This is a genomic window from Zavarzinia sp., assembly GCF_041650655.1.
Classification (GTDB): Bacteria; Pseudomonadota; Alphaproteobacteria; order Zavarziniales; family Zavarziniaceae; genus Zavarzinia.
This window is the reverse complement of record NZ_JBAZKR010000048.1, coordinates 1-22,488: the sequence shown is the minus strand read 5'-3', so window position 1 is coordinate 22,488 and position 22,488 is coordinate 1. Positions and strand designations below refer to the sequence as shown.

20 protein-coding genes and 1 pseudogene are annotated in these 22,488 nt (G+C 68.0%); 3 read left to right on the top strand and 18 right to left on the bottom strand.

Annotated elements, in window-relative coordinates; translation table 11 throughout:
* Positions 1–56 precede the first annotated feature (56 nt).
* From hypA to WC493_RS12525, 17 genes are all read right to left on the bottom strand, one after another.
* Complete coding sequence (hypA, locus tag WC493_RS12605; protein ID WP_373065875.1) at positions 57–398, bottom strand: hydrogenase maturation nickel metallochaperone HypA; 342 nt, start codon at positions 396–398, stop codon at positions 57–59.
* Positions 391–1,392: a nickel-dependent hydrogenase large subunit gene (locus tag WC493_RS12600; RefSeq protein WP_373065874.1), complete on the bottom strand. Its 1,002-nt coding sequence runs from the start codon at positions 1,390–1,392 to the stop codon at positions 391–393. Before WC493_RS12600 ends, hypA begins: the two co-directional genes overlap by 8 nt.
* Positions 1,389–2,189, bottom strand: a complete 801-nt coding sequence (gene hybE / locus WC493_RS12595; RefSeq protein ID WP_373065873.1) for a [NiFe]-hydrogenase assembly chaperone HybE — start codon at positions 2,187–2,189, stop codon at positions 1,389–1,391. Before hybE ends, WC493_RS12600 begins: the two co-directional genes overlap by 4 nt.
* Before the next feature lie 10 nt (positions 2,190–2,199).
* Entirely contained in the window at positions 2,200–3,063 is an 864-nt protein-coding gene (locus tag WC493_RS12590) for a hydrogenase expression/formation protein (protein WP_373065872.1), read from the bottom strand.
* Positions 3,064–3,070: 7 nt separating this feature from the next.
* On the bottom strand, positions 3,071–3,469 hold the full coding sequence (locus WC493_RS12585) for a hydrogenase (protein ID WP_373065871.1): 399 nt from the start codon (positions 3,467–3,469) through the stop codon (positions 3,071–3,073).
* Position 3,470: 1 nt separating this feature from the next.
* Positions 3,471–3,785 carry a HypC/HybG/HupF family hydrogenase formation chaperone gene (locus WC493_RS12580; RefSeq protein WP_373065870.1) on the bottom strand — a complete coding sequence of 105 codons (315 nt, stop codon included), beginning with the start codon at positions 3,783–3,785 and terminating at the stop codon, positions 3,471–3,473.
* Between the two features lie 2 nt (positions 3,786–3,787).
* Positions 3,788–4,411, bottom strand: coding sequence for a HyaD/HybD family hydrogenase maturation endopeptidase (locus WC493_RS12575; protein ID WP_373065869.1), 624 nt, complete (start codon positions 4,409–4,411; stop codon positions 3,788–3,790).
* Positions 4,412–4,684: 273 nt separating this feature from the next.
* The gene (cybH, locus tag WC493_RS12570; protein ID WP_373065868.1) at positions 4,685–5,386 is read right to left on the bottom strand and encodes a Ni/Fe-hydrogenase, b-type cytochrome subunit; all 702 of its coding nucleotides are present in this window, start codon (positions 5,384–5,386) and stop codon (positions 4,685–4,687) included.
* 22 nt (positions 5,387–5,408) lie between these two features.
* Entirely contained in the window at positions 5,409–7,226 is a 1,818-nt protein-coding gene (locus WC493_RS12565; protein WP_373065867.1) for a nickel-dependent hydrogenase large subunit, read from the bottom strand.
* Between the two features lie 2 nt (positions 7,227–7,228).
* Positions 7,229–8,299, bottom strand: coding sequence for a hydrogenase small subunit (locus WC493_RS12560; RefSeq protein WP_373065866.1), 1,071 nt, complete (start codon positions 8,297–8,299; stop codon positions 7,229–7,231).
* A gap of 148 nt (positions 8,300–8,447) precedes the next feature.
* Positions 8,448–10,718 carry a carbamoyltransferase HypF gene (hypF, locus tag WC493_RS12555; protein WP_373065865.1) on the bottom strand — a complete coding sequence of 757 codons (2,271 nt, stop codon included), beginning with the start codon at positions 10,716–10,718 and terminating at the stop codon, positions 8,448–8,450.
* Positions 10,718–12,166: a nickel-dependent hydrogenase large subunit gene (locus WC493_RS12550; RefSeq protein ID WP_373065864.1), complete on the bottom strand. Its 1,449-nt coding sequence runs from the start codon at positions 12,164–12,166 to the stop codon at positions 10,718–10,720. The genes hypF and WC493_RS12550 overlap by 1 nt, the downstream gene beginning before the upstream one ends.
* Positions 12,167–12,171: 5 nt before the next feature.
* Positions 12,172–13,179, bottom strand: a complete 1,008-nt coding sequence (locus WC493_RS12545; protein WP_373065863.1) for a HupU protein — start codon at positions 13,177–13,179, stop codon at positions 12,172–12,174.
* Entirely contained in the window at positions 13,176–14,528 is a 1,353-nt protein-coding gene (locus tag WC493_RS12540; RefSeq protein WP_373065862.1) for a sensor histidine kinase, read from the bottom strand. The genes WC493_RS12545 and WC493_RS12540 overlap by 4 nt, the downstream gene beginning before the upstream one ends.
* 76 nt (positions 14,529–14,604) lie before the next feature.
* Positions 14,605–15,156: a TetR/AcrR family transcriptional regulator gene (locus WC493_RS12535; RefSeq protein ID WP_373065861.1), complete on the bottom strand. Its 552-nt coding sequence runs from the start codon at positions 15,154–15,156 to the stop codon at positions 14,605–14,607.
* Between the two features lie 236 nt (positions 15,157–15,392).
* The gene (locus WC493_RS12530) at positions 15,393–17,579 is read right to left on the bottom strand and encodes a DUF1302 family protein (RefSeq protein ID WP_373065860.1); all 2,187 of its coding nucleotides are present in this window, start codon (positions 17,577–17,579) and stop codon (positions 15,393–15,395) included.
* 23 nt (positions 17,580–17,602) lie between these two features.
* The gene (locus WC493_RS12525; protein ID WP_373065859.1) at positions 17,603–18,985 is read right to left on the bottom strand and encodes a DUF1329 domain-containing protein; all 1,383 of its coding nucleotides are present in this window, start codon (positions 18,983–18,985) and stop codon (positions 17,603–17,605) included.
* A 355-nt stretch (positions 18,986–19,340) separates the two neighbouring features.
* On the opposite strand from WC493_RS12525, the gene WC493_RS12520 reads away from it, so the two are divergent.
* Complete coding sequence (locus WC493_RS12520) at positions 19,341–20,249, top strand: helix-turn-helix transcriptional regulator (RefSeq protein WP_373065858.1); 909 nt, start codon at positions 19,341–19,343, stop codon at positions 20,247–20,249.
* Here WC493_RS12520 and WC493_RS12515 read toward each other — a convergent pair.
* On the bottom strand, positions 20,216–20,998 hold the full coding sequence (locus WC493_RS12515; RefSeq protein ID WP_373065857.1) for an IclR family transcriptional regulator: 783 nt from the start codon (positions 20,996–20,998) through the stop codon (positions 20,216–20,218). The two genes, WC493_RS12520 and WC493_RS12515, sit on opposite strands and share 34 nt — an antisense overlap.
* A 117-nt stretch (positions 20,999–21,115) precedes the next feature.
* Here WC493_RS12515 and WC493_RS12510 point away from each other — a divergent pair, with 117 nt between their 5' ends.
* Both WC493_RS12510 and WC493_RS12505 read left to right on the top strand, forming a co-directional pair.
* Entirely contained in the window at positions 21,116–22,057 is a 942-nt protein-coding gene (locus WC493_RS12510) for an acetaldehyde dehydrogenase (acetylating) (protein WP_373065856.1), read from the top strand.
* A pseudogene (locus tag WC493_RS12505) lies at positions 22,057–22,488 on the top strand (4-hydroxy-2-oxovalerate aldolase); the annotation flags it as partial. The gene WC493_RS12510 and the pseudogene WC493_RS12505, both read left to right, overlap by 1 nt.

The window sequence follows — 22,488 nt, the reverse complement described above, 5'->3', positions numbered from 1 at the left end:
GCCGTGATCGGTTTCCAGGGTGGCGCCGCCCCCGGCGCAGCCGCACACGTTGCACATCATTCCACCTCCAGGTCCTTGATTCTCATCTCGGTGCCGCCGGTCGGCTGCAGGCGAATGCCGCCGCAGACGGGGCAGGGGTCGAGCCGGTCTTCGAGCGGGACCGTCTCGCTGCAATCGAAACACCAGGCGCTGCCGGGCACGGGCAGGACGATCAGCTCGGCGCCGTCGCACAGCGAGCCCCTGGTCACCACATCGAAGCCGAAACGCAACGCCTCCACCTCGACCCCGGCGAAACGGCCGATTTCCAGCCGCACCTTGGTCACTTTCGCGAAATCATTGGCCTTCGCCGAATCCTCGATCGCCGCCAGCACGCTCTCGCATAGCGCCATCTCATGCATGGAGATCGACCTTTCTGCCCCCGGCGACCAGCACCGTCGGCACGCAAGGGTTGATGCAGGAGACGACGAGCCTTGCCGTGACCGACAGCATGTCCCCGACCGGGAGCTTCGACAAGGCCTGCGCCAGGGCGCCGCCCGGGGCCAGGTTCCAATCGGTCGGCGTCACCACCCGGTAGCGTTCGACCGCGCCGTCGGCCAGCACGGCCCGGTGGCCGAGGGGGCCGCGCACCGCCTGGGCGATGCCGATGCCGCGCCCCGGGCTCCAGCCCGGCACGGTCGGCCCGGCGGGGTCGAGATGGCGGAGCAGGTCGAGCACCCGGCCCATCATGCGGAGGAAGAGGGAACGGCCCTCGGCTTCCTCGATCTCGGCCATCAGGGGCAGCGGGCGCAGCGGCTCGAGACAGCTCGCCTCGCGGAGGGGCGCGGCCCGGCCGGTCAGCCGGGCGGTCAGGTCGGCCGGGCTCGGTGCCGGCAATTCGATGCGGCCCCAGTCAGGGCGGAGGCGACGGCGCGCCAGGGCGAGCAGGCGGAAGAGCGGAGTCTCGCCCGCCTCGAGCAGGCGCACCAGCGCCTTGACCCCGATCTGGCCGAGATCGCCGGCCTGGCCCACCAGATGGCGGAGCAGGCCGGACTGCGCCGCGCCGTCGCCACTGGCGAGGCCGGCGGCCAGGCGCAGGCAATCGGCATCGGCGGGCAGCGCGAAGGCGGCCGGCCAGGCCCGGGCGAGGCACAGCGCATGGTCGCGCACATGTTCGAGATGCAGGGCCGGTGCATCGCCTTCCGCCGGGGGCAGGCCCAGGGCGGCGCGGGCGGCGCGGCCCTGGGCAGCCCCGCAGAGGTTGAAGATCAACGGCACCAGGCGCGCCACGTCGGCGGGCGCGCGGCCGAAGAACAGGCGGGTCGCATCGGCCCCAGGGGCGAGGTCGAGCGCGGGAACGACCCGGCCCTCCTCGACCCCGAGGGTGATGGTCAGATGCGCCCCGCCCAAACTCACGGCGTCGTCCCCCCGGTGAAGAGGGCGCGGCGCGAGGGGGCGGCCGGCGCTTCGGCGGCCACCGCTTCGGGCGAAGGCGCCTCGCGCAGGGGGGCCTCGGCGGCGGCGATCTCGGCTTCGCGGCGGCGGCGGATTTCGCCGGTCGGCGCGCCGTCCTCGCGGATCTCGGGATCGAAGAGCGAGACCATCACGGCCTCCGCCACCTCGACCGCGTCCGCCATGGCCTTGAACTCGAACATGGGCGAGAACAGGGAGCAACCCTCCCAGGGGCCTAGCCGGTCGTCGTGGCCCTGGACGAATTCGTAGCGGCCGGAGGGGAAGTCGACCAGCCGCTTGCTGCCCACCACCGGCGCCACAAGCCCGTCGTCGAGCGGCAGCAGGACCAGGTTCATGAACCAGGGCGTGATCAGGACGCCCAGCGCCCTCTCGCCATGGGCGCGAAAGCCGACGGCCTGGACGCCGAGCGCCTTGTTGACCACCGGCACGCCGGCCATGTCCTTGGCCGCGATCTGGCGGAAGGCGCCTTCCAGCCGGGCCGCCAGGGGGGCGACGGCATCGGCTTCGGTCGGGGCGGCGCCCGAGTCGAGCACCATGAACTGGGCCCGCTCGCCGTCGCAGGACGGGCAGCGCCATTCGGACGGCAGGGCGGTGAAGGGCGTGCCGGCCGGCACCTGCCAGGTCTCGCAGCCTTCCGCCGGGTCGTAGACGTGCCAGCAGATCTTGCATTCCATGCGCGCGGTCGGCGGAATGCGGCGGTTGTCGCCGAGATAGGAGCCTTCGAAGCGGGCCTGTTCCATCGCCGTCGCCTCAGCGGATCGCGGTCAGGATGTCGGCCAGGCGGACGGCGCTGTCGGCGATGTCCTCCGCCGCGGCGCAGGCGACCTGGGGCACGTCGGTGACCTCCAGCGTATCGAGGATCAGCATGTCGGTCGAATTGTAGAAGCGCACCCACCAGACATGGGGCAGGTTGGTCGACGTGATCCGGCAGTTGCCGTAGCCGCGCGAGAGAATGGTGGTGGCGCCCTGGCCCAGCACCTCGGCCAGGAAGGCGCCGTCTTCCGGCGACAGGGGCAGCAGGCTCAGATTGACGACATGGGGCGCGTCGCCCGGGCGGTAGCCGCGCGCCCGCTCCTGCAGCTCGAACAGCACGGGGGCGGCGTTCATGACGCCGGCGGGCGGTACGGCGGCGCGGGCGGCGATGTCGAGGTCGCTCGCCGGGAAGGCGCGCTCGACCGCGGCGCGCGGGAAGGCGCCCACTTCGACCGATTCTTCGCGCTTGCCGCCGGAAAGATGGCGGCGCAGGCGCCAGACTCCGGCCAGCGTGGCTTCCTGGATCTCGATCCGCTCGCCTTCCAGGGCGACCACGGCGGAGACTTCGCCTTCGCCCAGCGCTTCGTCGATCAGGGCTCGGTCGGCCTCGTTCAGGCGGTCGAGCGACAGGGTGAAGGGCGCGTCCGCCCGCCAGCCGTCCAAGCCGATGCACAGACGGTCCAGCAGTTGGAGCCCGGCCGCGACCCTCGTGGGGTCCTCGACCTCGGGCAGATGGGGGGCATAGACCTTCATGTCCGTCGGCATGGGCAGGAATTCCAGGTCGTCCTCGCCGGCCTCGGAAGGCTGGCTGCCGGGACCATAGCCGACGGGCGGGCGGGTCATTCCGAAGAGTGTGCTCATGTCGGCCTCACTGCAGGACGGCGGCGGCGGGCTTGCCGTCGATCATGGTGGTGATGGTGTCGAGATATTCGTGCCAGTCGAGCACGCGGGGGATGGCGCCCAGCAGCTCGTGGCCGCGCACCACGACGAGGGCGGGCAGCGGAATGCCGTCGAGCTGCTGGCGCAGGCTCTTTTCCAGCGCGGCATCGGCCACGGCCGCCTTCAACCGGCCGCGGAAGGCGGCCAGGAGTTCGGGCAGGATGATCGCGATGTCGGCGGTCTCGAGGTGTTTCTGGCCATGGCCGGGCAGGAAGATCAGCCATTCGCCGCCCGTCTCGGCGGGCAGCGAGGCGGTGGCGGGATCGATCATGGGATAGCCCAGTTCGGCCGTCAGCCGGGTGACCAGGGGTGGCAAGGGTTCAGCCATGTCATGCCTCGCGAAGACCGGCGGCGCGGGCCGCCTCGAGATGGGGGGGAAGGCTCGGCTCGCGGTCGGCGAGATCGGCGAACAGAAGGTCGAGGTCGGCCGGCGTCCCCGTCATCACCGCCTTGAGGCCGGCCAGGGCGTCGGCGACCCTTGCCGCTTCCTCGGCCTCGATCCGCTGGCGCGCGGCGCCCAGGAAGACCAGGACCCAGTCGCCCGCCGCCGCCTCCGGCGTCAGCGAGAGGTCGACCGGCCCTTCGGCCGTGTGGCCGACGATGCCCTCGACGGAGAGGATCAGGCGGGGTTCGGCGATACACATGGTCAGGACACCCGGCGGGCGAGCACGCGGGCGTCGCCGATGCGGCAGGCCTCCTCGGCCGAGGGACGGCCGGCTTCATAGGCCTCGCGCGAGACGCGGGGGTCGATCAGGGCTTCGTCGGCCGTGCCGTCCCGCGCGGTCGCTTCGAGGCCGAATTCCTCGCGCAGGATGGTGATCACGGCGTCGACCGCGGGGGCGATCCGGGACGCCACGACGGGCGTCAGGCCGCCGCCGTAATCCTCCAGGCACTCGGGCTGGACGCCGATCAGGATCAGCACCTCGGGGCAGTATCCCATGAGCTGGGCGGTCGCCAGCACGTCCTGGAAGCCGGTCTGGTGCAGGCTCATCTTGTGGGCGCCCAGGAAGGCCGGAACATCGCCGCCGCGCAGCGTGCGGAAGCTGCCGGGCTCCAGCCCGTAGTCGATGGCGTCGAGGATGATCAGCGCGTCGGCCTGTTCGAGATAGGGCAGCAGGTAGAGCCCCTGGGTGCCGCCGTCCATGACCGTCACCTGGTCAGGCAGCTTCCAGTCGCGGTCCAGCGCCTCCACGGCGCGGACGCCGAAGCCCTCGTCGGCCCACAAAAGGTTGCCGATGCCGAGGACGAGGATCCTCTCGATCTTCGCCACGCTTGTTCCTCCCTGTCCGGACTATTGACGCCCGGTTGCCGGTCTCCCTGCCGGGTTCCTGAACAGGTGCAGGATGCGTGCCAACATGTCGCTGCGGCGGAAAGCCGCCGGCTTTTCCGATCGTGGCCGACGAATTTTGGAAGGGAGTCTTCCGAATCGGCCTGGAAGTGGAAAGAAGAATTCCAAATCCGGCCGTGGCTCTATCGCCAAAAAAAGAGGGGCGCGAGTGGCGTCGCGCCCCTGGAGTTGTCGGCATCACCTGCCGCGGGGATGTCAGTCCGGATCGTCGTCCTTGAAGGTGCGGACGCCCGAAATCATGGTCGAGACCATCGACTGGCGGGACATGATGTCTTCCCGGATCGCGGCATAGACGTGGATCATCACGAAGAAGATGATCGCCCACATGCCCATGTGGTGCCAGGTATGCACGTCCATGCTCTGGCCGAAGAGCGGGATCACCCAGCCGAACAGGGCGGCCTGCCAGCTGTCGGGACCGGCGCCTTCGGAATAGAGGGCGAAGCCGGTCACGATCATGAAGGTGATGCCGATCGTCATGAACCAGAACATGGCGAGCTGGGCCAGTGGGTTGTGGCCGACATATTTGCGCGGCCGCGGTTCCAGGAAGGCGTACCACCGCGCCTCCTGGATCAGGCCCTTCCAATAGGCCTTCTGCCAGAAGGGGAAGCGGAACAACTGCCGGGCATGCTCGTTGCCGACGATCGCCCAGTAGATCCGGACGAGGAAGCCGACCGCGAAGACATAGGCCGCAGCGAAATGGGTGAAGCGGATGTAACCCAACAGGAAGTGGTCGCTCGCCTCGCCCGAGAGTGTCGGCAGGGGCGAGCCGATCAGATAGCCGGTGACGCAGAGCGTCAGGATCGCGGCGGCATTGATCCAGTGCCACAGGCGCACCGGCGCCTCGTAGACATAGATCGCCGTGATCTTTGTCGGCGGCACCCTTGTTTCGATGCTCATGTCCGTTCCTCCCGTTGCGGCGTCAGCGGACCTGTACCCGCGCCAGTTCCTCGCCTTCCGGCGACATGACGTGGGTCGAGCAGGCGAGGCAGGGGTCGAAGCTGTGCAGGGTGCGCAGGATCTCGACCGGTTCCTCCGGGCGTTCCATCGGCGTGTTCATCAGCGAGGCCTCGAAGGCCCCGATGTTGCCGGCGGGATCGCGCGGGCTGCCGTTCCAGGTGGTCGGCACGACGCATTGGTAGTTCTCGATCTTGCCGTCCTTGATCTTGATCCAGTGGCCGAGGCCGCCGCGCGGCGCCGCCACGGTGCCGACGCCCTTGGCTTCCGACGGCCAGGTCTTCGGATCCCATTTCTCGACGTTGGCGGTGGCGAGGTCGCCGGCCTTGATGTTGGCGATCACGCTGTTCCAGTCGTCGATCATCATCTTGGCGGCATATTGCGCCTCGAGCGCCCGGGCCAGCGTCCGGCCGATGGTCGAGGGCAGGGCCTGCTTGGCCGTCAGGTTGGTGCCGGCCAGCGCGTTGAAGCGGCCGAGCGAGTCGTCCACCTGGCCCTTCACATAGTCGACGCCATGGGCATAGGCGAGGATGTAGCGGGCGAGCGGGCCCACCTCGCAGGCATGGCCCTTCCAGCGCGGCGACTTGATCCACGAATATTTCGCGGATTCGTCGAGCTGCTTGATGTCGGTCCTGGTGCCGACCGCCTTGGCGCCCAGCTCGTAATGCGGCTCGGTGACGCCGTCCCAGGGGTGCAGGCCCTTGTTGTTGTCGTCACCATAGGTGTACCAGGAATGGGCGACGAATTCCTGGACCTGGGTGGGATCGCGCGGGTCGATGGGATGGATCTCGTCCCACTTGCCGTCCAGGATGACGCCGCCCGGCAGGCGGTCGGTCTTCTTGTCGCCCGGCACGGCTTCGTAATCGCCGTAGTCGAGCACGTTGGTGGCCGAGAGCCCGCCGCCGTAGAGCCAGGTCTTGTAGAAGCTGGCGATGCCGAGAACGTCCGGCAGATAGACGTTGTCGATGAAATCGGCCGCTTCCTGGATGCGGGCGCGGATGAAGTTCAGGCGCTCCATGTTCAGGGGCGCACCCGCCGACATGTTGCCTTCCATGTTGATGGCGCAGGGAACGCCGCCCACCATGTAGTTCGGGTGCGGGTTCTTGCCGCCCAGCACGGTATGGATCTTCACGATGTTCTTCTGAAGGTCGAGCGCCTCCAGATAGTGGGTGACCGCCATCAGGTCGGCTTCCGGCGGCAGCTTGTAGGCCGGATTGTCCCAATAGCCGTTCTTGAAGATGCCGAGCTGGCCCGATTCCACGAATTTCTTCAGGCGGTTCTGGATGTCGCGGAAATAGCCGGGGCTGGAGTTCGGGTGGTGCGGCCCGACCATCTGCTGCAGTTCCGAGGTCGCCTTCGGATCCGCCTTCAGGGCGTTGACCGGATTGACCCAGTCGAGTGCATGCAGGTGGTAGAAATGCACGATGTGGTCATGGACCTGCAGCGTCTTGGCCATGATCTCGCGCAGGAAATGCGCGTTCCTGGGAATCACGATGCCGAGCGCGTCTTCGACCGCGCGGACCGAGGTCAGGGCATGGCAGCCGGTGCAGACGCCGCAGATGCGCTCGACGAAGGCCCAGGCGTCACGCGGGTCGCGACCTTTCAGGATCACTTCGAGGCCGCGCCACATGGTGCCGGTCGAAACCGCGTTGCGGATCACATTGTTGGCGTCGAGATTCACCTCGCAGCGCATATGGCCTTCGATGCGGGTGACCGGATCGACGACGACGCGCTTGCCCGTATTGTCGAGGGCGAAGCCGTTGGGGGTCTGGATGATACCCATGTTCATTCACCCTTGTGCTGGGCGCGCTTCAGGGCGCTGACGGCGGCGTGGGCGGCGATCGCAACACCTGCGGCGCCGGCGACGGTGGTGCCGATGACATCGGCGTTCTCTTCGACGCCGAATTGCGGAATGTCGGTCAGGCGGGCATACCAGGAACCCTTGTCCCAGAAGCCTTCCTCCGAGCAGCCGATGCAGCCGTGGCCGGCCTGGATCGGGAAGGAAGTGCCTTCGTTCCAGCGGATGGTCGAGCAGGCGTTGTAGGTGGTCGGGCCCTTGCAGCCCATCTTGTACAGGCAGTAACCCTTACGGGCGCCTTCGTCGTCGAAATGCTCGACGAACTGGCCGGCGTCGAAATGCGGCCGGCGATAGCATTTGTCGTGAATGCGCTGGCTGTAGAACATCTTCGGCCGGCCCTGGCGGTCGAGCTCGGGGATCCTGTCGAAGGTCAGCATGTAGGTGATCACGGCGGTCATCACTTCGGCGATGGGCGGGCAGCCGGGCACCTTGATGATCGGCTTGTCGGTGATCACTTGATGCACCGGGGTCGCCCGCGTCGGGTTCGGGCGGGCCGCCTGGACGCAGCCGAAGGAAGCGCAGGCGCCCCAGGAGATCACCGCCTTGGCGTGGGAGGCGACATGGCGGAGCTGCTCGACGAAGGGCTTGCCGCCGACGATGCAATACATGCCGTCTTCGTTGAGGGGCGGGTTGCCTTCGACGGCCAGGATGAAGTTGCCGTCGTAGTTCTTGATCGTCTCTTCGAGGATGGCTTCGGCCTGGTGGCCGGCGGAGGCCATCAGCGTGTCGTCATAGTCGAGCGAGATCATCGAGAGCACGACATCCTTGGCCAGGGGGTGGGCCGAACGGATGAAGCTCTCGGAACAGCAGGTGCATTCCAGGCCATGCAGCCACAGCACCGGGGTGCGCGGCTTGGTTTCCATGGCATGGGCGATGCGCGGCGCGAATTCCGGGCCGAGGCCCAGCGCCGCCGCCGTCAGCGAGCAATATTTGATGAACGAGCGACGGGTGATCCCCTGCCGGCGCATCACTTCATAGAAAGTCTCAAGCTTAGCCATGACTGGCCGCCCTCCCATTATTGGTGGGGCATTAAGCGCAAGTCCCGTGCCAACTTCGCCGAAGCGCGGAAAGCCTCGGCTTTTCCGATCGCTGTGGTGGCAGGGCCGGTAAGGCGCTTTGCCCCTGCGGGCCGCGGCGGAAAGTCGCTTACCGCCCGTCCAGCAGGCGGGCGGCGGCGACGGCCGCCTGGCCGAGGGCGAGGCCGCCGTCATTGGCCGGTACCAGCGAAGGGGCGAGGGGGCGGAGGCCGGCTTGCTCGATCCGGGCGATCGTCTCGGCCAGTAGGCGGGCGTTCTGGAACACGCCGCCGGAAAGGGCCACGGCACCGATGTCCCGCGCCTTGGCCGCCGCCACGGCGCGGCCGGCGAAGCCTTCGGCCACGCTGGCATGGAAGCGCCCGGCGATCGTGCCCGCCGCGACCCCGGCCGCGCGATCGGCCAGCAGGGCGCGCCAGAGCGGGGTGGGGTCGAGATCGGCGCCCGTGCCGAAGGCATCCGGATAGGCTTCGGCATCCTCGGCGATCGCTTCCAGCGCCATGGCCGCCTCGCCCTCGAAGCTCATGGCCCCGGGAGCGAGGCCGAGCAGGCAGGCCGCGGCATCGAACAGCCGCCCGGTCGAGCTGGCCAGGGGGGCGTTCATGCCCTTTTCGATCATGGCCAGGATCGTGGTCACGGGCTTGCCAGTGCCGTAGCCGAGGCGCTCGATCAGCGCCGGCGCCTCGGCCCCGAAGGCGGCGGCCAGATGGGCGGTCAGCACGCGCCAGGGCTCGCGCATGGCGGCCGCACCGCCGGGCAGGGCCGTGGGCCGCAGGCGGGCCAGCCGCTCCGCCCCGCGATAGTCGGCGAGCAGGATCTCCCCGCCCCAGAGCGTGCCGTCCGCGCCGAGGCCGAGGCCGTCCAAGGCGATGCCGATCACCGGGCCGGCCGCGCGCGGCCATTGGTTCTCGGCCAGGGCGGCGGCGATATGGGCGTGGTGATGCTGCACGGTGAGCAGCGGCAATCCGTCCCGCTGCGCCAGCGCCCGGCCCAACCGGCTGGAGCGATAGTCGCCATGGCCGTCGATCGCGATCGCCGTCGGGCGATGGGCGAAGAGGGCGGCATAATCGGCCAGCGCCGTCTCGAAGGCGTCTTCTGTCGCCGGCTCTTCGAGATCGCCCAGATGGTGGGAGAGCAGGAAGTTGCGGCCCTGGCTCAGGCAGATCGCGGTCTTGAGTTCGCCGCCCAGTGCCAGCACCGGCGGCGCTTCGGCGAAATCCGCCGGTCCCGGCAGGGGCACGGGGGCGAAACCGCGGCCCCGGCGGATCACGCGCGGCGCGCCGGAGACGACGCGCAGCACGGAATCGTCCAGCCGGCGGGCGATCGCCCGGTCGTGCATCAGCAGGGCATCGGCGATGCCGGCGAGGCCGGTTCGCGCCGCCGCATCCTCATGGATCTGCGGCTCGCTCGAACGGTTGCCGCTGGTCATCACCAGGGGCCGGCCCACGGCTTCGAGCAGCAGGTGGTGCAGCGGCGTCGAGGCCAGCATGACCCCCAGCACCGCCTGGCCCGGTGCCACCGAGGGCGCCACGCGCCCCAGGTCCGGCAGCAGCACGATGGGCGCTGAAGGATGGCCCAGCCATGCGGCAGCCGTGTCGTCGACTATGGCGATCTCCCGCGCCATGGCGAGATCGGCGACCATCAGGGCGAGGGGCTTCGCCGGCCGGTGCTTGCGCCGGCGAAGCTCGGCCACCGCCGCCTCGTCGCCGGCATCGACCGCGAGGTGGAAGCCGCCGATGCCCTTGACCGCGACGATGCCGCCGGCCTTCAGCAGGTCTGCGGCGGCCGTGACGGCATCGCCCGGTGCGACGCCTCCGTCCATCGCTTCGAGCCAGGCCCGGGGGCCGCAGGCAGCGCAGGCGATGGGTTGGGCGTGGAAGCGGCGGTCGGCCGGGTCGTCATATTCCGCCCGGCAGGCGGGGCACATCGGGAATGCCGCCATGGTGGTGCGGCTGCGGTCGTAGGGCAGGCCGCGCACGATCGAGAAGCGCGGACCGCAATCGGTGCAATTGGCGAAGGCGTAGCGATAGCGCCGGGCGCCGGGATCGCGGATCTCGGCCAAGCAGGCGGGGCAGGTCGCGATGTCGGCGACGATGCCGACGCGGACGGCGCCCTGTTCGCTCTCGACGATGCGGAATTCGGTGGCGTCGCCGGCCAAGTCTTCGCGCTCGATGGTCTCGATCCGGGCCAGCGGTGGCGGCTCCGCCTCGAGCGCGGCGGCGAAGCGGGCCAGCGCCTCCTCGGGCCCGAAGGCTTCGACCAGCACGCGGTTGCCGTCGTTCCAGACCTTGCCGGTCACACCGAAGCGCCGCGCCAGGCGCCAGACGAAGGGGCGGAAGCCGACTCCCTGCACCAGGCCCGCGATGGTCAGCCGCAAGCCCATCAGTGGACCGTGCAGACCATGCAGGGGTCGAAGGAACGCACCACATGCTGGACCGCCAGCGGCACCCGCTCGCCCGGTTCGACCGGGGTGCCGACCAGGGCGGCTTCCAGGGGGCCGGGCACGCCGTCGCTGTCGCGCGGCGAGAAATTCCAGGTCGTCGGGGCGATGATCTGATAGGCCGCGATCCGCCCTTCGTCGATGGTCAGCCAATGGCCGAGGGCGCCGCGCGCCGCCTCGGTCAGGCCGAAGGCGCGGGCCCGGTCGGGCAGGGGGGCGCGGCAGTACCAGTCGCCGGCGGGATCGATCGCCTTCACCCAGGTCTCCATGGCGATCACCGTGCGGGCCGTTTCGACCAGGCGGCCGATCACCCGGCTCGCCACCGTGCCGCCCCGGGTGAGCGCGAGCTCGCGAGCGAGACCCTGGCCGTCCACCGCCTGGCGCGCCAGCGCGCCGCATTCGTAGGGCAGGCCCGCGAGGCGTGGCGCCTTGCACCAGGTGTAACCCGTCTCGTCCGACGGATCGGGCAGGGTGCTGCCCTCGAAGGGATGGTGGCGGTGGCCCCGCCCGGTCATGCGGGCATTGGTGTGGTCTTCCGCGATGTCGTCCGGCGAGAAGCCGGCGAGCATGCCGCCCGCGAGCGTGCCCGGGCGATAGAGAGGCGTCTCGCCGCCATAGGCGCCGTAGGAAAGGAAACGGTCGTAAGCCCGGCCGAGGCGATCGAGGCCGAGGTCTTCGGCGATCTCCAGGAACAGGCGGAAGTCGCCGCCCCGGCCGGCCGCGCGAAACGCCGCGAGCTCGGCGATGGAGCCGAGCGACGCAACCTGTTCCAATGATGCCGCGAAGAGCGTCGTCTCGAGATAGCGGCGGAAGGCGCCGACTTGGGCGAGGATGCGTACCTTGTCCCTGGCGTCCAGGGCACGCGCCACGCCGCCCGGCTGGATCGTCAGCGTATGCGGCCATTTGCCGGCCAGGATGCCGAACAGGTGGAACAGTCCGGACCGCGCTTCCACCGCTTGGCGCAGTGCGGTGCCGCGGCCCGCCTTGAAGCGCGCCTCAACGGTCTGGAACCAGGGTCGTGCCGCATAGGCGGGACGGGCGAAGTCGGGCATGAAGAAGACGTTGAAATGGGTCAGGTGGTCGCCGACATTCTCCGCCGCCAGCATGAGGTCGGTCGCCAGCACGCCGTTCGGCGGAGCCGAGACACCCGCCGCGGCGGCCAGCGCCCGGGCCGCGGCATGGGATTGCGAGACCGAACAGATGCCGCAGATCCGCGGCGCTATGACCAGGGCGTCCATCGGGTCGCGGCCTTCGAGGATGCGCTCGAAGCCGCGGAACAAGGGCGAATTCACATAGGCCGCGGTGACCCGGCCGTCCGCCACCTCGAGCTGGACTTCGAGATCCCCCTCGACCCGGTTGAAGGGGCCGACGATCAGGCGCTTTTCCTCCATCGGGTCTAGCGCCTGCGAGGCTGGTGGATCGTGGGTGGCACGGCGATATGGTCGGTCGCGGCGTTGCGGCGGACCCGTTCCGGTGTCGCCGCCTTGGCGAGCGACGACAGGGCGACGAACCAGGCCTTGGGCATGTCGGTCGGCAGGCCGATCGGGATCCCGGCGAATTTCGGCGTCTCGGCGAAGGGATGCCCCGGTTCCTCGAATTCGGGCGCCGTGCAGTTGATGCAGGCATAGCCGCCCCGCGTGCAGGAGCCTTCGCCATTCCAGAGGCGGGTGTTGCAGTCGGCGTGGGCCTGGGTCCCGAGACACCCCATATGTTCCATCATGCAGCCGAGGTCGGAGGGTTTCTCGGCGCTCGCCTTGTATTCGTAATATTCGTTCCGCGTGCAGCCGTGATGCACCAGATGGTCGGCATAGAAGCGGGGACGCTGGAGATGGTCGAGGTCGCCATGCGCCAGGGCTTCGGCCGCGAGCAGCATCAAGGTCTCGGTCACCCAATTGGGGTGGGTCGGGCAGCCGGCGATATTGATCACGGGAAGCCCGCCTTCGGCGGTGAAATCGGCGCCCAGCAGGCCGCCCTTCTGGCGCCCGTCGTATTGCAGGCCGCAGGCGTCGGCCGGATTGGCGCCGCCCGCGGTGATGCCGCCGAAGGCCGCACAACTGCCGACGGCGACGACATGGTGCGCCCTGGCCGCCAGCAGGCGCAGCCATTCCGCGGTCGCCCGGCCGGTACCGGCCAGCATGTGGAAGCGCCCGGTGCCGTTCGGCCCGCGCAGCACCGAACCCTCGAGGCAGAGGACGTCGAGCGGGCGTGTCCCCGCGACGATGGCGTCGAGGAGGTCGAGGGCTTCCGCCCCCGTCTCCTCCGACAGGGTCGGATGCCACAGGAGGTCGATACCAGCGCCTTCCAACGTGGCGAAGAAATCCGGCGCCTCGGCGCAGAGAAGCGACATGGTACAGCCGCCGCAGCCGCCCGACTGCAACCAGAGGACCGAAAGGCGCCGGGTCACGATGCGACCTTCTCTGCCGCGGGCAGGCGCAGGGTGAAGCGGGCGCCGCCCTCCGGCGCATTGTCGGCCGAAAGGCTGCCGCCCATGTCGGTGATCAGCCGGTCGCTGATCGAAAGGCCGAGGCCGGTGCCCTTGCCGATCGGTTTCGTGGTGAAGAAGGGATCGAAGATGCGGGCCAGCAGGTCGGGTGGGATGCCCGGCCCGTTATCGGCGACGGTGACCACGACGAAATCACCCTCATGCCGCCCGGCGAGTACCAGGCGCGGCTGGGGCCGGCCCGCCATGGCGTCGATCGCGTTCTGCACCAGGTTCATCACCACCTGGTGGACATGCCCGGCCTGACCGAAGGCGGTCAGCCCGTCTTCGAATTCGAACGCCGTCTCGAGACCCGGCATCTGGGCCTTGGCGACCCAGGCGACAGCGGCGCGCAGCACGGGGCCGAGGTCGAAAGGGGCGCTCGGTCCCCTTTGGGCCGAGGCGAAGCGGCGCAGTTCGGCCACGATGTCACGCACCCGTTCCGCCCCTTCGCCGATGCCGTCCAGCGTGCCGGGCAGGTCGGCCAGGGCATGGTCGATGCGAAGTTCGGCCCGGAGCGCTGCCAGCTCCGCCGCCGGCTTTCCGGCATGGAGCGCAGTCAGATAGGCGATCAGCCGTTCGGCGTGGCGGCGCAACGCGTGGGCATTGCCATAGACGAAGGAGATCGGGTTGTTCAGCTCGTGGGCGACGCCAGCGACCAGGCGGCCGAGCGAGGCCATCTTTTCCGAATGTACCAGCTGCTGCTGGGCTTCCTTCAGGCGCTCGTGGGCGGCGGCGAGGTCGCGGTAGGCGCGGCGGAGCTCGCCCAGAGGGCGTCCGACCAGGACGAGGCCGATCGCCCTTCCCCGCTGGTTGTAGCGGAGCGAGGAATTGACCGCGACGGGGAAGGGGCCGTCGTGGCCGGAGAGCGTCAGTTCCAAGTCCGACAGGCGCTCGTGCCGGAACGCTGCCGCGAGCAGCATCTCGACCGCCGGTCGCGAGCGCGGTTCGACCAGGTCGGCCAAACCACTGCCGGCGAGTGTGGCGGTGCGCCGACCCAGCGCCCGCTCGGCCGCGGTGTTCACCTGTTCGATCCGTCCGGCCAGGTCGCAGACCACGAGGACGTCGGTCATCGCCGCCATCACGCCGGCGATGAAGGCTTGGGCTTCCTCGAGTTCGGTGTTCTTGCGCTCGAGTTCGACCTGCTGCGCGACGAGATCGGCATAGGTCTCGTCCATCTTGCGGATGACGTCGATCCAGGCGCGCTCGCCCTCCGCCTCGAAGGGCGAGGGCGGCTCCAGGCCGGTCATGCGGGGGGGCTGGGCCTCCACCACGGTCTGTCCTCCCTTGCGTCGCGTTCCGCCCGTATGGCGACTGTGCGCCCGCCGGCCGGCCGGTGCAAGCCGCGCCTCAGGCCGGGACATAGGGGGCGAGCAGCCCGGCGATCAGGGGGGCCACGCCGGCCACCGTCTCCGGCGTGACCGGCTCGCGCCGCATGTAGAGATAGGTGACCCAGCCCGTAACCAGGATCCAGATGCTGCGCGCCAGCGCCAGCGTGTCCGGCGCGGCCGGGCCGGCGGGGCGCAGGGTCGCGGCGAGCTGGCGGTCCATGGCGGCGACGCAATCGGCGTGCAGCGCGGCGAAAGCGTCCGCCACCCGGGCGTCGCGGCGCAGGATGGCGCTCTGGTCGGGGAAGAAGAAGCGGTAGTCGCACAGGATGGGCGCCACTTCCGAGAGCTGGCGGTGCAGCAGGTCCATGCCTGTCTCGGCGAAATCGGGCGTCACGAAGAGCGGTCGCACCAGCGCGTCGACATGCTGGAACAGATGCCAGAGAACGTCTTCGCGATTGCGGAAATGGTAGTAGAGGCTGCCGGTCGAGACGCCGCAGGCTTCCGCAATCCAATTGGTGGTGACCGGCGTGTAGCCGTGGCTGTTGAACAGGTCGAGGGCGACGCTGGCCACCTTGTCGCGTGTCAGTTGGGACCGTCTTTGTCGCGGCCTCGTTGTCGTCGTCACCTGGTGTTCCCCCGGCCCACAAAGACTCGATGTAGAGTAAAGCAGTATTCCCGGCCCGGCGGCAACGGTCCGGCGCCCCCCTGAAAAAGGCCCCTCAAAAAGATCGCCCCGGCCTGGTGCAGGCACCGGGCCGGGGCAGGCGGCACGTCCGAAGGTGGGGGCTCGGATGTGCGGGTTCGTGATCAGAACGAATAGGTCACGTTGAGGCCGACGAAGTCGCGGTCGATATAGGGGTTGCGCGAACCGCCGCCGCCACCGCCGCCACCGAAGCTCTTGAAGTAGTTCACGCTCATCGACCAATGCTCGAGGTAGTCGAACTTCACCGCGAAGTTGAGCGAGGTCACGCTCTTGGTGAAACCGGGAGTCGGTGCCGGCGTCGAGCCGAACAGGCCGTGGGCGAAGCCGATCGAGGGCGTCATGGTGACGCCGTCGAGCACGTTCGGGTAATCCCAGAAGACCAGGCCCTGCACGCCGCCGGACCATTTGGTCGGCTTCTTCCAGGTCGCCGGGAAATAGTCGCCGAGGCTGGTCGCGTCGATCGGCCCGGTGACCTGCAGGCCGCCGACATTGAGCGGCCGGGTCTGGAAGCCGCTGAAGCCGTTCTGGCCATAGGCGGCATATTGCGTGCCGTCGTTCAGGTCGACATAGAGGGCGCCGAACTCGACCAGGGCGAAGAGCTGGTTGGCGCCCAGCACTCGGGTAACCCAATCGGTGCCACCCAGGATCTTCATGAAGCGCACCGCCGCCTGCCAGACGTCGTGGCGCTCGTCGAGGCGGACGACGTTGCCGGGATCGTAGCTGTTGACGCTCGGCGTGAAGCCCGTCTCGACCTGCGGTGCGATCTGGGGGTTGGGCACACAGAGGGCCGGGGTGATGCAGATCGGCGTCTTGGCCCGGGCGGCCTGGTCGATCGGCACGCCACCGGCGGCGTCGTAGAGCGCCACCAGGAAGGCCGGTTCCGAGATCCAGATCGGCACGTCGTGCTTGTAGCTGACTTCGGCATTGATCGCGACCGAGAGCGGATCATAGGTCGTGTTGAAGGCGAAGCCGAGCATCTGCAGATCGGTCGGGTAATAGAGGTAGAGGTCGCTGTTCTCGAGGTTGGTCAGCACCGTCGAGCGCGGCGAGGTACCGAAGGACGGATCGATCAGGGCACCGCTGATCGGGTTGGTCAGGGCGCCCGCGAGATCGGTGATCGGCCCGCCGAGCAGGCTGGACAGGGCCGAGGTCAGGCTATTGAGCTGGTCGATGCCGAGCTGGTCCAGAAGCCCCTGGACCAGCGGCACCGGCAGGGCGGCCAGGTTGGCCTGGCCGGTGCCGGCGGCATATTGCCTCGGCCCTGTGGCATAGAGCGAGGGCAGGCGCGAGGTGTAATTCGCGTAGTAGAGCTGGAACTCGGTATTGTTCAGCTCGGGCGAGAAATAGCGCAGCGACACGCCCCAATCGTGATTGTTCTCCTTGTCCTTCGTGGTGATCGGGGCATTGACCGCGATCATCTGCCGGTTCGGGTCGTCGAAGTCGGTCGGGGTCAGGCCGGTGCCGGTCGTGTAACTCCGAGAGTCCATCGGATCGGTGAAGCTCGAGGAATATTCGACGCCGTCGCAGAAGTTGTCGGTGAAGGAGAAGAAGCTGCCGCAGGCGTCCAGCTTGAAGGGCTTGAAGGCGAGCTGGTAGAAGGCTTCGACCGAGAGCGTGTCTGTGATCTGCAGGCTGGCGTCGATCAGGGGCACCGGGATCAGGGCGTCCTTCAGCTCGGCGCCGGGGACGCGGATCTTGGCGGCGTCGATCGGATTGATCACCGAGATGCCGTTGATGGTGAACAGCGCCTCGCCCCAGTTCAGGATCTGGTTGCCGGCCGAGAGCGTCAGCGTCATGCCGCCGACGTCGTAGTTGGCCTTGATATAGGCGTCGAGCAGGTCGACGCCCCATTCCGCCTTCTCTTTGGCGCTGGGCTGGTAGCGGCCGCTGGTATAGACGCGGTTCTGTTCCTGGAAATCGGCCAGGTGGTTTTCGGCGGCGACCGAATCGAAGAAGGCGGCGCCGCGCACATAGATAGAGTAGTTCCGCCACTTCAGCGACAGTTCGGCCTTGGCGTTGCTGATCTGGCTGATCAGGTCGTATTTGTCGAAGTTCAGGTTGCCGTCGTCGTTGCCGGCGGAAATCAGGCCGCCGCCGTAATAATAGCCGTAGTTGCGCGGGTCGCGGTCGGCCATGCGCACCTGGGCGCCGGTCGACAGCGACATGATGACCGAACCCGTTACCTCCTCACCGATCTCGAAGTCGTAGGCGAGGGCGGTGGCCGAGACGCCGAGCGCGCAGGCCGCCGTCAGGAGGGCGGCGGACCGCCCTCCGAACTTGAACTTCCTCATGGTGTCCCCCCGTTCGTGTGCGCTCAGCGCGTCCCCAGGCGGCGGATGGCATCCGGCGTGAACATCGAGGGATCGACATCCTTGACGTTCCAGTCGAGCATCTTCTCTTCGCCCTTGAGGCCGAACACGACATAGCGGCCGGACTGCAGATCGTAGGTGACCTCGGTCACCGAGGAGCAGAGCGGAATGTCGTAATAGTTGACCAGCGGACCTTCCTGGTTACGCCAGAGCTGGCCGCGGCCGTCGTAGAGGTCGGCGGCGACCAGGTTCCAGCTGTCCTCGTCGAGGTAGAAGGTGCGGCGGCCGTAGACGTGGCGCATGCCGTCCTTCAGCTTGGCGTCGACGACCCAGACCCGGTGCAACTCATAGCGTTGCAGGTCGGGATTGAGGTGGCTGGCGGTCAGCAGCTCCTTGTAGGAATGCTTGTCCGACATCAGATCATAGGCGTTGTAGCCGATGTATTTTTCGGCCGTCGGCTTCAGCTCGAAGGTGTAGCGGTCGGTCGCCCCGTTGTACATGTCGAACTGGTCGGTGGTGGCGAGACCGTCCGAGTTGATCAGCGGGTTGTCATAGGCGAGCTCGGGCGCGCGCAGCACGCGCCTGGTGCCCGGGTTGTACTGCCAGGCCTGGCGCGGCAGTTCCTTGGCGTTGATGGTGTCCAGCACCAGGATGATCGAGCCGGCGAGCCTGGTTGGCGCAGTCGTGATGTTCAGGTAGGAAATCGCGATATTGTTGAGCTGCTTGATATCCGAAACGTCGCCGATCTGGGAAAGGCCGGGACCCGAATAGTGGATGATGCCCTCGTCCTGCGTCTTGTAGAGCAGGAAGCTGCCGTCGCGGTTGACCGCGGCGCCGCCGAAATAGCGCCGGAACTTGAAGCCGCGGTAGCGCAGCCGGTGGTTCCAGATCGCCTCGACGCCGGACTTCGGAATCGGGAAGGGCACACCCAGGATGGCGTCGTTCAGGCCGTTCTGGTCGTCGGTCATGGTCGCGGTGGCGGCGTTCTTCTTGGTCGCCTCGTAGACCCGTTCCGGCAGGGCGCAGGATCGCCGGGTCTGGTAGACGTTCATCTTGTAGCTCGGATAGAGCTTCAGCATGGCGATCTGGCCGGCCGTCAGCTTGGCCGCATATTGATCGACGTTCTTGCCCGTGATGGTGAATTTGATCTGGTCGGAGGGGAAGGGGCTCGGCGGGTGCATGCCCGGCGTATAGCCTGCGGGGGGCGAGGTGACGCCGCCGTCATAGGCCGGGATGGAACCGTCGGCATTCCCTGCCTTGATCGCCCCGGTCATGGTCAGGTCCCTGCCCAGACGGTCCGCCTCCGCCTGGGGCACCTTTGCCTGCGCGAGGCCTACGCCCGCCGCTGCGATGACCAACCCTGCCGCAAATGCCGTGATCCCCTTCATTCCCGCTCCCTCTCCCTCGCTCTTTGATTGTTGTAATTGTATTGGTTCTACCGATGGTCGATGGAGCATGGCGCCGCGGCGGGCCACGACATGGCCGGGCTGCCGTTTCGCATCGGGATCCGCTCCCGCTCCGTCGCTATCGGGGTGACCTCACGGTTCCGCGCGTTTGCCGCGTCGGCCGGCCGGTCGTTCTCTCCTCCGCCTTCTTTTTTGAATGGATAACAGCGAAGACCGGCTGCCATCTTTCATAGGGCTGAACCGAGTTTTTCATATTTCTGGCGAGCGGCCTTTCTTTCCCGTATCTTGCGGTACTGCGGCGGCGCAAAGACTGCCCGGGGACATTGGGGGGAAGGGCATGCTGGACGTTTTTCGCCAGGATTTTGCCTATACGCGGGAACTGATCGGCATCGACCCTGAATCGAGTTACGAGATCGCCGGCGACAGGCCGATGAAGATCGGCCACTGGCGCCGGCATGTCGGCATCTTGGATATGCAGCCGCTGCGCCATCCGACTGTGGTGGTGCTGCTGGGGGGCAAGGCGGGCGCGCGCTACCGCGAGGGCGACCGCTGGTCGGAGCGCGACGCGGCCCCGGGTTCGACCCAGTTCATCCCGGCCGACCAGCGCATCGTCTGGCGGATCGACGGCGAGCTCGACATGCTCACCGTCCAGTTCGTGCCCAAGGCGAATGTGCTGTCCCCCGGTGCCGGGGAGGCGCTGATGGCGGACCTGCGTTTCGCGGTGCCGGACCCGCTCTCGCTCGGCCTCGGCCTCGCCATCATCGACGAGCTGGAAGGGGGCGCAGATCAGGTCGCCGAAAGGCATGTCGAGACGCTGATCGAAGCCCTGTGCAGCCATCTCGAAGCGAAGGCGCTGCGCCGCGCACCGTTACAGCAGCCGTCGAACGGCCAGCAGTCGCTGCGCCGCTCCACCCTTTTCGAATTCGTCGACCAGAACCTGGACCGCACGATCGAGATCGACGAGATCGCCCGCCTTTTCGCGGTCAGCCCGTCCTATGTCTTCCGCTTCTTCCGCAGCGAATTCGGCATGACGCCCCATGCCTATATCACCAGCCGGCGGATCAAGCGGGCCTGCGAACTGCTGCAGACGACGCGGACCCAGCTCGCCGAATTGGCCGACCAGGTCGGCTTCGCCAGCCAGAGCCATTTCTCGATCGTCTTCAAGCGCCATCTGGGCGAAACGCCCCAGCGCTACCGCCAGCGGGTGATGAGTCAGGACGGCCGGCGCGCCGCCGCGAAACCGTAGAGCCTGGCCTCGATCCCGGCGACGCAGTCGGTCATGGCGGCGAGCAGGGGGGCGGCATCGTCGCTCCCGCTCGCTTCCCCGCCGGTACGGGAGAGCGAGATGGCGGCGATCACCCGTCCCGTACCGTCATGCACCGGCACCGCCAGGCAACGCACGTTCTCGGCCATTTCGGCATCGTCCACGGCATGGCCCTGGCGCGCCACCGCGGCCAGTTCGGCACGCAGTGCCGCCGGGTCGGTCAGCGTCGTCGGCGTCAGGGGCACGAAGGGGCCGGCGGCCAGATAGCGCTCGCGCAACGGTGCGTCGAGCCCGGCCAGCAGGACCTTGCCGATTCCCGTGCAATAGGCTTCGAGCTGCATCATCTCGCGCGTGAAGACGGGTGGCCCGCCGCCCTGTTCCTTCACCAGATAGGTCACCATGTCGGCCTCAAGGATGCCGAGATGGGCGGTGCGCTTCTCCGCCCGGGCGAGGCGGCGGAGCAGGGGGCGGGAGGCCTGGATCAGGGCGCTGCGGCGGTCCGGCACCGCCTCGACCAGGGCCATGCCGGCGACATAATGGCCGCGCGCGCCGCGCATCAAGAGGCCCTGGCGGACGAAGGCTGCGACCATCCGGTGCGCGGTCGAGAGCGGCAGGTCGAGGCGCGCGGCCAGGACGGCCAGGGAGCTGCGTCCGCGGTCCTTCAGGACCAGCGCGAAGAGGGCGAGGGCACGGTCGACGGCCTGGGAGCCGTTCTCGGGGGTAGAATCCATCTTCTCATAATATGAGCAGACGGGCGGCGCGTAAATTGCCCATCGCCGCGCTCCTGCCTAATCATCCCTTCGTCGCCGCGGCCCGCCGGGTCGGGCACGACGTTCGGGAGGAAACAGATGAGCGAGAAGATCAAGGTCGCGATCATCGGCTCGGGCAATATCGGCACCGACCTGATGATCAAGATCATGCGTTATTCCAAAGTCCTCGAGATGGGTGCCTTCGTCGGCATCGATCCCGAATCCGACGGCCTGAAGCGGGCCGAGCGGATGGGTGTCGCGATCACCCACGAGGGCATCGACGGCTTGCAGAAGCTGCCGGTATGGCCCGAGATCGGCATCGTCTTCGACGCCACTTCGGCCGGCGCGCACAAGCGTCACAACGACATCTGCAAGGCCGCGGGCAAGGTCATGGTCGACCTGACGCCGGCCGCCATCGGCCCCTATGTCATCCCGGTGGTGAACGGCGACGTCCACCTCGACGCGCAGAACGTGAACATGGTCACCTGCGGCGGCCAGGCCACGATCCCGATCGTCGCCGCCGTCTCTTCGGTCGCCAAGGTGCATTACGCCGAGATCGTCGCCTCGATCTCGTCGAAGTCGGCCGGCCCCGGCACGCGCGCCAATATCGACGAATTCACCGAGACGACGCGCCACGGCATCGAGCAGGTGGGCGGCGCCGCCCGCGGCCGCGCCATCATCATCCTGAACCCGGCCGAGCCGCCGATGATCATGCGCGACACGGTCTTCACCCTGTCGTCCGGCGCCGACGAGGCGACCATCACCAAGGCGGTGAAGGAACAGATCGAGCGGGTGCAGGCCTATGTCCCCGGCTATCGCCTGAAGCAGGAATTGCAGTTCGAGCATTTCGGCTCGAACAACCCGGTGCATATCCCCGGTCACGGCACCTTCGAGGGCATCAAGACCTCGGTCTTCCTCGAGGTCGAGGGCGCGGCGCATTACCTGCCCGCCTATGCCGGCAATCTCGACATCATGACCTCGGCCGGGATGCGCACCGCCGAGAAGATCGCCACCCGCAAGATGCTGAAGGAAGTCGCGTGATGGCTACGCTCGACCCCACCAAGACCAAGCTCTACATCCAGGACGTCACCCTGCGCGACGGGATGCATGCCATTCGTCACCAGTATGGCCTGTCCCATGTCCAGGCGATCGCCAAGGCCCTGGACGAAGCCGGCGTCGACGCCATCGAGATCGCCCATGGCGACGGCTTGAACGGCGGCACCTTCAACTACGGCTTCGGCCGCCACACCGACTGGGAGTGGATCGAGGCGGTCGCCGACGTCGTGAAGAAGGCGACGCTGACCACCCTGCTGCTGCCCGGCATCGGCACCGTGGAAGAACTGAAGCACGCCTATTCGCTGGGCGTCCGCTCGGTCCGCATCGCCACCCACTGCACCGAGGCGGACGTCTCGAAGCAGCACATCGAGGCGGCGCGTAACCTCGGCATGGACACCATCGGCTTCCTGATGATG